Annotated in this window: 8 protein-coding genes; 6 read left to right on the top strand and 2 right to left on the bottom strand. The window is 56.3% G+C overall.

From position 1 onward, the window contains the following. Positions 1-441: 441 nt before the first annotated feature. From B7364_RS04495 to B7364_RS04505, 3 genes are read left to right on the top strand one after another with little or no spacing between them, the layout of a single operon-like run. Entirely contained in the window at positions 442-1419 is a 978-nt protein-coding gene (locus B7364_RS04495; protein WP_157893488.1) for a VOC family protein, read from the top strand. Next, a complete protein-coding gene (locus tag B7364_RS04500) occupies positions 1419-2318 on the top strand; it encodes an alpha/beta fold hydrolase (RefSeq protein ID WP_085338743.1) in 900 nt (299 codons plus the stop codon). Before B7364_RS04495 ends, B7364_RS04500 begins: the two co-directional genes overlap by 1 nt. After that, positions 2311-3096, top strand: a complete 786-nt coding sequence (locus B7364_RS04505; protein ID WP_085338744.1) for an SDR family NAD(P)-dependent oxidoreductase — start codon at positions 2311-2313, stop codon at positions 3094-3096. The genes B7364_RS04500 and B7364_RS04505 overlap by 8 nt, the downstream gene beginning before the upstream one ends. A 5-nt stretch (positions 3097-3101) precedes the next feature. On the opposite strand, the gene B7364_RS04510 is transcribed toward B7364_RS04505, so the two are convergent. Then, positions 3102-4298 carry an acetyl-CoA C-acetyltransferase gene (locus tag B7364_RS04510; protein ID WP_085338745.1) on the bottom strand — a complete coding sequence of 399 codons (1197 nt, stop codon included), beginning with the start codon at positions 4296-4298 and terminating at the stop codon, positions 3102-3104. Between the two features lie 313 nt (positions 4299-4611). Between B7364_RS04510 and B7364_RS04515 the strand changes: the two genes are divergently transcribed. The 3 genes from B7364_RS04515 (at position 4612) to B7364_RS04525 (ending at position 8110) form a co-directional block, all read left to right on the top strand. Further along, positions 4612-5661: a TerC family protein gene (locus B7364_RS04515; RefSeq protein WP_085338746.1), complete on the top strand. Its 1050-nt coding sequence runs from the start codon at positions 4612-4614 to the stop codon at positions 5659-5661. 227 nt (positions 5662-5888) lie between these two features. Beyond that, a complete protein-coding gene (locus B7364_RS04520) occupies positions 5889-7013 on the top strand; it encodes a glycosyltransferase family 2 protein (RefSeq protein ID WP_232780808.1) in 1125 nt (374 codons plus the stop codon). Further along, complete coding sequence (locus tag B7364_RS04525) at positions 7013-8110, top strand: glycosyltransferase family protein (protein WP_085338747.1); 1098 nt, start codon at positions 7013-7015, stop codon at positions 8108-8110. The genes B7364_RS04520 and B7364_RS04525 overlap by 1 nt, the downstream gene beginning before the upstream one ends. A gap of 14 nt (positions 8111-8124) precedes the next feature. On the opposite strand, the gene B7364_RS04530 is transcribed toward B7364_RS04525, so the two are convergent. Beyond that, entirely contained in the window at positions 8125-9627 is a 1503-nt protein-coding gene (locus B7364_RS04530; protein WP_085338748.1) for a serine hydrolase domain-containing protein, read from the bottom strand. Between the last annotated feature and the right edge of the window lie 169 nt (positions 9628-9796).

Below are 9796 nucleotides of genomic sequence, written 5' to 3' on the forward strand. Positions count from 1 at the left end.
TAAAGCTTATGCGAGGCTTGGATACAGGGGGATAGGTTTTTGTCTATCCACTCTCCACTGTCACGGGATGAGGGGAGATTTCATCTAGACCCATTTTGGTGGAAACGCTGTTTCACCAAAATGGATGATCGAGGATGGCCGCGACATCTGGGTCGTCAAGTGTCCGTTTTCTTCGAAAACGGATCGCCNGGTCGCAAGAACAATTGAGGGTGCGGTTGGGTGACCAGAGGGGTCACCAAAGCGCTTCTAGATGAGACTCCTTCAAAAAGCGCGATCTCACCCCCGCCGGAACGAAGCGGCGAGCGGAGACCTCAGGGCAGGTTGCCGCACGAAGTCGCTGATTTGTGCTTGACGGCTACCCGCCCACCATTACTATTGACGGAAGATAAAATAAGAACGGGCGGGAATGACGATGTCCAAACGGGACGAGCAGGTGGTGTCATGATCAAGGGATTGCATCATGCGGGTTTAAGCGTCGCCAATCTGGACGGCGCAATCCAGTTCTACACCACGGCCCACGCCTTTGAGGTGATCGCGCGTTTCCACGTTAGCGACCGTGTCGATTTGCGCGCCATGATGGCGGTGGGCAACAGTGCGTGTGAGGTGGCGCTGTTACGCGGTCCAACCGGCTTTCTCGAGCTTTTTCACTTCACAAACCCAGCCGAACCTGATGGGTCGCCAGAAGTTTATCGCGCTGGCCTGCGCCACATCTGCCTGCAAGCGGCAGACGGCGATTGGCTATATGATGCCTTTGTTGGGGCAGGGGCTAAAAGCCATGCCCGGCCCTCAGGTTTGGGCACCGGCAATCTCTATTGTTACATCCGCGACCCCGAGGACAATGTGCTGGAACTGGAGGGCTTGCCCTATGCGGCTTCGGTCGCCAGTCCACCTTGGTTTGCCCATATTGCCCTGGTCACGCCGAACATCCAGCGCTTATCGGCCTTCTATAGTCTTGTTACCGGTGCACCGGTCCATAGCACCGGCCATTTTGGCCCCGAGCCAAAATATGATGTGGTTGCTGGCTTGAATGACATTGTCTTTGATGGGGCTTGGGTGAAGGCCGGGCCTTTGACGCTGGAGTTCTGGCAATATCACCAGCCGAAAACAGAACCCAGACCCTTGGTGGATGCGTCGCGCCTGGGCTGGAGCCATTTTGCGCTCGAAGTCGATGATCTTGATGCGGAGTATCAGCGCCTATCGGTCGCTGGCGTTCATTTCCATGCCGCACCCATGAGCAATGGGGCCGTGCGCTTTGTTTATGGCCGTGATCCTGACGGCACTATTTTTGAGCTACTCGAAGTGCTGCCCGGTCATGAACATCTATCTGTAGATCATGTGGCTGGACGCGATCTACCTGCTGAGATGGATCGCCTTGCCGCGCAATTCTACCGCGCCGGCGCGCAAGCCGCGACAAGCTGATGCAAGCGGCTGGGTTCCAATCCATCCAAGGGATCAAGCTGCATGTGGTGCGTAGGGGCGATGCGCACAGCCATGCGCCACCGTTGTTATGGTTACATGGCTTTCCCGATCTGGGCTCGATATGGCAGCGCGTGATCGACCATCTACCACAGGACCGCCTTTCTATCTTGCCAGATCAGCGCGGCTATCACCCCTCAGACAAGCCGCCACGGGTGAAGGATTATGCGCCTGAGATTTTGCTGGAAGATATCCGACAGCTCATCCACACCAATTCACCCAGTGGGAAAGTGGTGCTGGTTGGGCATGACTGGGGCGGGGTGATCGGCTGCTGGTTTGCCGCCTGTTTTCCTCAGCATGTCCATCGCTTGATCCTGATCAATGCAGTTCATCCTGCCGCTTTGCAAACCGCCTTGATCCAAAGCCCAGGTCAAAGAGCGGCCTCTGCCTATATGACTGCGCTTAAATCAGGTGCGTTAGAAGCGATGTGGCAGGCCGATCCTGCCAGCAATCCCTTCAAAATCTGGTTCCAAGAAGCACAGGCCGATGGCCGCATGGGGGCAGAAGAAGCCGCGCTTTATGAAGCGGCTTGGTCAGACCCAGATCGTTGGCGGGCTGCCATTGATTGGTATCGGGCGAGCCCATTTGAGTTAAACCCTGGCCCAGACCTATCTGCCTGGATGACCTCACCTAGCTGGACGATCCAAACCCCGACCCATTTGATTTGGGGCGAGGCTGACCCCGTCTTCACGCTTGAAAGCCGTGATGCCATGGCTGGCTATTTTGCTAATTTGACCTGCACAGCGCTTAAGCACGTCGGCCACAATCCTGTGCGCGACGCCCCTGTTTCCGTTGCCCACGCCATTCACCGCTTTCTTACGCAAGGAAATCACCATGACTAAAGTCAATCTCGGGCTCGAAGGTCGGGTCGCGATCATTACTGGTGCCGCGCGCGGCATTGGGCGCGCCACACTGCAGCGGATGATGGCGGAGGGGGTGCATGTCCTGGCTTGGGATATTGATCCGGCTTGGGCTGAGGAGGTCGACCATATCGCGACGCCAGACGGTGTTAAAGTCGCCGCCTTTATCGGCGATGTCTCCCAAGCTGAGGCGTGGCAAGAGGCGGTTAAGAGCGCACTGGCGCACTTTGGGCGGCTCGATTTTCTGTTTTCAAATGCCGGGATTTCGGGCCCAGCCCATCCGGTATCGCGCTATGAGGAGGCCGACTTTGACCGCGTTATGGCGATCAATGCACGCGGGGTTTATCTGGGCCTCAAATATGTGGGTCAGCATTTAAGCGCCGAGGGCACAGGGGTGATCGTCAATGTGTCCTCGATCAGCGGGCTCAGCGGGGGTGGCAATATCTTTGCCTATACCGCCAGCAAACATGCCGTTGTGGGCATGACCAAGTCAGCCGCTGTGCATTATGCCCCCAATGGGGTTCGGGTCCTAGCCATCTGCCCATCGCCCACCGATACCGGAATGATGGGCTATGCTGAGCGCTTGGTGATGCCCGACGACCCGCAGGCGGCCAGACCCATCTTCACCCAAGGCGTCCCGATGGGCCGCTATGCAGAGCCTGAAGAGATCGCCAATGTCTTTGCCTTCCTGATCTCAGATCAAGCTTCCTTCATGACCGGCACGATTGTTCCCGTCGATGGTGGGACGTTGGCGCGTTAGAGCCCTCAAGCGCGCTCAAAAATCGCGGCTATGCCTTGGCCGCCGCCGACACACATGGTCTCGAGGCCATAACGGACCTGTCTGCGCTGCATCTCATGCACAAGGCTGGTCATGATGCGCATGCCCGTCGCGCCAATTGGATGGCCTAAGGAAATGCCCGAGCCATTGACATTGAGGATCGAGCGGTCATCCCAGTCCCAACCTTTGAGAACCGCCAGCACTTGCGAGGCAAAGGCCTCATTGAGCTCAACCAAGCCCATATCGGCCCAAGAAAGCCCGGTCTTTGCAAAAAGCTTATGCACGGCGGGGACCGGGCCTATCCCCATGCGCGACGGTTCTACCCCGGCTGCCGCCCAGCCGACGAAAAAGGCGGACGGGTCCAGCCCAAGCTCGACCAAGCGATCTTCAGCCACGACCAGACAGGCAGAGGCTGCATCATTTTGTTGGCTGGAATTGCCGGCCGTGCAGACCCCACCTGTCACCATGGGCTTTAGCTTGGCCAAAGAGGCAGCCGTCGTATCAGCGCGAATGCCTTCGTCCATTTTGAACTCAATCGGGTCACCGCCGCGCTGTGGGATCGGAATGGGGATGATCTCCGCGTCAAAGCGGCCTTGTGCCCACGCACGCGCGGCGCGGACTTGGCTTTCGGCGGCAAGTTCATCGCAGGCCTCGCGGCTGATGGCATAGTCTGAGGCCAAATTTTCCGCCGTCGTGATCATGCCGGGGATGACGCCAAAACGCTCTACCGGTTGTGACCGCTCACGCCCGCGCTCAAGGCGATCATAGAAGGTCACACTGCCCGCTCGCGCGCCGCCCCGCATGGCCGTGGTATAAAACTCCACATTGCTCATGCTCTCCACACCCCCGGCCAGCACCACATCGACGGCGCCGGTTTGCACCATCATGGCAGCCGTCGCCAAAGCCTGTAGGCCCCCGCCACAGCGCCGATCAATCTGAATGCCCGGTACCTCGATCGGCAAGCCGGCCGACAAAGCGGCCCAGCGCCCCACGCACGGCGTCTCGCCACTGGCATAGCTTTGCGCAAACACGACATCCTCGATCAGCATTGGATCAATGCCGCTGCGCGCCACCACGGCTTTAACAACATGGGCGGCAAGGGTTTCAACCGGAACAGAACTTAAGCCACCCAGAAATTTACCAATCGGGGTTCGTACTGGACTGATAAGGGCTGCCCGTCTCATGCTATAGCCTTCCGTGCGTGATCGCGTGAACTCTCACTTTAGAAGAAGCCTGCGGCCCTTGTCACGCTTGCTTGGCTAAAGGTGAGGCCCCTTTTCGCTGGAGCCGCCAAATCGGAATGGGGCGCTTTACCTCTTGAGCAGGGGAGATCAACCAAGCATCACAAGCCTGTCATCCAATGGCCCCACCCATTGAAGATGGGGCCCAGCTTCGCCATTTGCCGCTCCAGTCGGGTCCCTCTGGCTGCGTAGACCAAGTCTTCGCAGTGATGTCGGCTAAGTTTGTCACACATCCGTTTTGGCCGGAGTCATTATCATGCTAGAGACTATTTTGTTTGCCGAGTTTCTCGGGAAAGCCGCCTGGATTTGGTATGCCTTTATCGGCGCGGTAATCGCACTACTTGCCTTCGACCTTGGGGTTGTAAACAAGCAAGACCATGAAATCGGCGTCGCTGAATCCCTCAAGATGAGCGCGTTTTATATCGCCATTGGTCTTGGCTTCTCGGGCATCATCTGGATGCTCTACAATAATGCCTCGCCAACTGCCTCGATCGACCCGCAAATTCTCTCAGTCGTCGGGGAAGAAAGAGCTTGGACGGCACTCCAGCTGTATCTGACAGGATTTGCTGTTGAGAAGACCCTCGCAATGGACAATGTTTTCGTGATTTCCATGGTCTTCACCTATTTGGCCATTCCACGGAAGTATCAGCATCGGGTCCTATTCTGGGGCATCATCGGCGTGATCGTGTTGCGGGCAATCATGATTGGGGTCGGTGCAGCCTTGGTCAGCCAGTTCTCGTGGGTGCTTTACATCTTTGCCGTGTTCCTGATTGGCACGGGCATCATGATGTTCATGAAAGGCGATAAAGAGCCCGATATGGCAGACAATAAGATTCTGCTCTGGCTGAAGAAGCGCATGAATGTGACGCCTGAATTGCATGGCAATAAGTTCCGCGTGCAATTGCCCGATCCGAAAACAGGGAAGCTGCGCTATTTTGCAACCCCGCTTTTGCTCGCCTTGATGTTTGTCGAAATCGTCGACTTGGTCTTTGCGATTGACAGCGTACCCGCCATTTTCGCAATCACCTCGGACGCCTACATTGTGTACACGTCTAACATCTTTGCGATTTTGGGCCTGCGTGCGTTGTTCTTTGCACTGGCCGCGATGGTGCACCGCTTCAAATATTTGAAGTACGCCTTGGCACTGACACTGGTCTTCATCGGCTCCAAAATCTTTATGGGTGACTTATTCCCCGGCGGCAAATTCCCCGCTGAATGGTCACTCGGGATTACGATGGCGCTGATCGCAGGTGGGGTATTGTTCTCGCTGTGGAAGACCCGAAAGGTGACATCGCAGGCGATCTAACAGATCACACAGGGTTACGGGTGGGGTGCATTCTCAAAGGCATGCACCCTTCCTTTGACTGATGATTAAGAACCATTCAAGGGGCCGTCTTCCCATCGTATTGATGGTCTTTGCCGAGCTATAGCCCCAGAATTGGTCCAAATCAGCCCCTGATTACGAGGCATTAACCCTGCACCTGCTACAAACGATGCAAGGTAAAATAATCGAATTGGGGTTTGGGTATGCTGATGCAGCTGGCGCGTCCACAGGAAGAAGCCAGGATTGCCATAGCAGGGCCCTTACAGCTCGCCGTTATCATTCCAACCTTCAATGAAGCCGCCAATGTGATGCCCTTGCTGGACAAATTGTCCGCAGCGCTGGTGGGCTATCATTGGGAAGCGATTTTCGTCGATGACAATTCCCCCGACGGCACCGCTGACCTTGTGCGGGAGATCGGGCAGAAAGACACCCATGTTCGGGTCATTCATCGCATCGGGAGGAGGGGGCTTTCGAGCGCCGTTGTCGAGGGCATGCTCGCCACATCTGCCCCCATTCTGGCTGTGGTCGATGGCGACCTACAGCATGACGAGACTGCCTTGCCCAGCATGGTTTCTGCCATCGAAAATGATGAAGCCGATATTGCAATTGGCACGCGCTATGCCAAAGGCGGCAGCGTCGGAGAGTGGAACAAATTGCGCCATCGCGCCTCGCAAGGGGCGACTTGGCTGGGCCAGAAAATTCTGCGGGTTAGGCTGTCTGATCCGATGAGTGGCTTTATGGCTATTCGTCGCGAAACCTTGATGGCGGCTCTGCCACGCCTCTCGGGTGTCGGCTTTAAAATTCTGCTCGACATTGTTGCGTCTTTACCAACGCCGCCACGCATAGTCGAAGTGCCTTATGTGTTCCGCTCCCGCCTGAATGGCGAGAGCAAAGCCGACAGCATGATCGCGCTCGAATATATCTCGCTTTTGATCGATAAGACGATTGGACGATTCATCCCAACCCGGCTGGTTTCCTTCCTTGCAGTGGGCGGTTTGGGCGTTGGGGTGCATTTGTCCGTTCTGGGCACGATGCTTGCGCTGGGGGCCAGTTTCATGAGTGGCCAGTTTGCAGCCGTAGCTACAGCAATTGCGTTCAACTTCTTCTTGAATAACCGCTTCACCTATCGTGATCGCCGCCTCAAGGGCTGGAAAATGGTGCACGGTCTTTTGACCTTCTATTTGGTGTCGGCCGTAGGTGCGGTGGCCAATATTGGTATTGGCAATTGGGTGCATCAGATGGATAGCCAATGGTGGCTAGCGGGCATGGCCGGGGTTGTGGTTGGCGCGGTATGGAACTTCGCGGCATCCTCCTTTGTAACATGGCGGAAGTAATGAGCGACGCATCTCGTTTTGCCACGATCTCCAGTCGTGGCGCGAAGTGGGTTTTAGGTCTGCTGCTGCTCCTCCTCGCAACAAGCTTTTGGTTTGCTGTCTCAAAGTCCAGTCCGAAAGCTCAGCCTATCTCCATCGTGAAATCGATGCAGCAAGCCCAAACGCAAGAAGTGGGCGGCGATGATCTGCGCCTTTACAAAGCCATCATAGATCGCATGCGGGCAGGGGAGAATTATTATGTGGTCGCTGTCGAAGAACAGCGCGCCCGCGGCTTTCCCACCCAACCCTTTGTGACGGTACGACTGCCCACCCTTGCATTTGTTCTGGCACATCTTGGAACCTTGTGGGGCCAACTTCTGGAGATCGCGATTGCTCTGGCCGCCCTTTATGTTTGGTACCAAAAGCTGGCTGAGCACAAAATGAGTCGGTGGCGGCGTTGGGCGTTGATTGGGCTTTTGGCAGCTGGCCTTTCGCCAGTTTTGAACCCAAAGATTATTTATATGCACGAGATTTGGGCCGGGGCTTTGATCGCGCTATCAATCGGCCTCTATCGACCCAAAGTTTGGCTGCCAAGCTTTTTGATTGCCGCTTGTGCCTTGGCTCTGCGCGAACTTGTTTTGCCATTTGTTTTGCTTATGGCAGCTTTCGCCTTGCTACAGCGACGTTGGGTCGAAACCGGCGCGTGGGTTGGCTTAATCCTAGCCTTCCTCGGCTATATGTTCTTACACGCACACGCGGTCTCTGGCGTTGTTCAGCCCAATGACCCCAGCGCGCCGTCTTGGATGTTGGCCAATGGGCCAGCTGCCGCGCTCCACTTCCTCTGGCAGTCCTTGCCGCTGTCGGAATTACCAGCGGCACTCGCGTTTCCCATGATTGTGCTGGGCCTATTCGGCTGGCTCTGTTGGCGCACGGAGACGGCTCTGTTCTGCCTTCTACTCGTGCTGGGCTATATGCTCGCCTTTGCCATGACGGGCCGACCCAATAATTTCTATTGGGGCTATCTGGTCTCGCCCTTCGTGTTGATGGGCTTTATCTTTCTGGGTCCTGGCTTGAAAGACCTACAAACCGCGATCCGAAGGGGCGGGGCAAAGGCTTGAAGGTGGCTTTGGCCTCATTTGCCTGTCTCGCTTGGCGGCACGGCCGCCATGAGCAGGGCCAAGGCGCGGTTCAAACTTGCAGCGCCCGGCCTGGATCCTGCGAACCGACCTAAACGCACAATGACGAGATCATGGGATGGGATGATGATTGTGTACTGGCCGCCCGCGCCCTGCATCGCATAGGCATCGCGCGGAATTGGGAAGTTACCGTCACCGTTCACCCAAAACAGGCCGCCATAGACCGGTCGCCCATCGGCAACCCAAGCCGGGGCCAAGGTGCTGACAAATTTTACAAAGCCCTCTGGTAGGATGCGCTCGCCATTCCAGACACCATCTTGCAAATACAAATTGCCCAATCGCGCCCAATCGCGCCCCGCCATTAAATCATAGCCTTGGGTCAAGAAATTGCCGCTGGCATCGGTTTCCAACACGGCAGAGCGAATGCCGATGCGGTCAAACAAAGCGCGTTGAGGGAAGGTGAGATAATCGCCGCCTTGTTTCTTCACGCCCAATTGGATCAGATAATTGATCAAGACCGGATCTGTATTGCGATAGCGGCCGATGACGCCCGGGGGCCATTGCTGCGGACGACTGGCGGCATAAGCAAAGGCATTATTGCCGGTGTAATAATACCAGTGATCGGGATAGCTGCCATCATACACATACTCAGGGTCTTGTTCGGCCCGCACCCGCAGACCGCTCGACATATTGAGAATATCGCGGATACGAATGGCTTGTCTCTTATCGCCAGCGCCTTGCCATTCTGGAATCGGGGCTGGCTGGTCTAAGGTATAGAGCCCTTGTTGCATCTGCACGCCAATCAAACTGGCCGCGATGCTTTTACCCATCGACCAACCCTCAAGAGGCGTCGTCGCACGCGCCCCAGAGCCATAACGCTCGGCGATGATTTGGCCTTTCCATGTCACCACAAAGGCCTGGGTAAGTGCATCATCGGGTGCGAAGGCGGCGTCAACCACGGCCTTGATTTTTGCCGGGTCAAGGCCCGCTGCCGCATTCGGCGCAACCACATCGCCCATGGGCCAAGCCGTCGTTGCGGCGTTTGGTACGTTGCGCGGCACGGGCTTTGGCTTGAACCCAATCTCGTTTGATCCTTCTGGGAGGCTGACGCAGCCCTGATCGCCAATATAGCGCGCCGTCCGGGTCAGGCCGGTTTGGGTTGTTACGCGGACTTCACGGCGTTGGCGGTCAATCACCGGCGGACCCGATTTTGCCCGATGCGCAACAGCGGCCAATGCATTGGCGTCACCCAAGGTGGCGCGAGCAAACTCTGGATCAAACCCACTCACAAACACCGCGCTGCACATCAGCTTCGCATAGGCAATCGTGAAATGAGATAAAGGATCACCGGGTGGGGGCGTCCACGCATGGCTAATCTCGACGGCCTTGGCACGGGCAAACATCGCAGAACGCTGTGCTTCAGCCTGCGTCTGAGCCGCAGCTTGACCCGCCAAAAGGAGCCCAGCCCCTAACAAGATCGCCATCGAAGCGCGTGCCATATCGTTCTCCCAAGCCCCAAAAGTCTGAAGCTAACCGATCGGTTCAGGAGGTCAATCCGAAATAATTGCCGCCCTCCATTGATTGAATTTGTCCCATAATATATATTATGCGAAATCCTTGTGTAAGCGGGTGGATTCAATCTTGAAGTGCGAATTTCCAATGATTTGA

Source organism: Aquidulcibacter paucihalophilus (assembly GCF_002105465.1).
Taxonomy (GTDB): domain Bacteria; phylum Pseudomonadota; class Alphaproteobacteria; order Caulobacterales; family Aquidulcibacteraceae; genus Aquidulcibacter; species Aquidulcibacter paucihalophilus.

Bases quoted from the DNA above. Each gene is read 5' to 3' on its own strand.
- B7364_RS04500 (WP_085338743.1), top strand. From the start codon at position 1,419: ATGCAAGCGGCTGGGTTCCAATCCATCCAAGGGATCAAGCTGCATGTG.
- B7364_RS04505 (WP_085338744.1), top strand. From the start codon at position 2,311: ATGACTAAAGTCAATCTCGGGCTCGAAGGTCGGGTCGCGATCATTACT.
- B7364_RS04515 (WP_085338746.1), top strand. From the start codon at position 4,612: ATGCTAGAGACTATTTTGTTTGCCGAGTTTCTCGGGAAAGCCGCCTGG.
- B7364_RS04530 (WP_085338748.1), bottom strand. From the start codon at position 9,627: ATGGCACGCGCTTCGATGGCGATCTTGTTAGGGGCTGGGCTCCTTTTG.
- B7364_RS04520 (WP_232780808.1), top strand. From the start codon at position 5,889: ATGCAGCTGGCGCGTCCACAGGAAGAAGCCAGGATTGCCATAGCAGGG.
- B7364_RS04495 (WP_157893488.1), top strand. From the start codon at position 442: ATGATCAAGGGATTGCATCATGCGGGTTTAAGCGTCGCCAATCTGGAC.
- B7364_RS04525 (WP_085338747.1), top strand. From the start codon at position 7,013: ATGAGCGACGCATCTCGTTTTGCCACGATCTCCAGTCGTGGCGCGAAG.
- B7364_RS04510 (WP_085338745.1), bottom strand. From the start codon at position 4,298: ATGAGACGGGCAGCCCTTATCAGTCCAGTACGAACCCCGATTGGTAAA.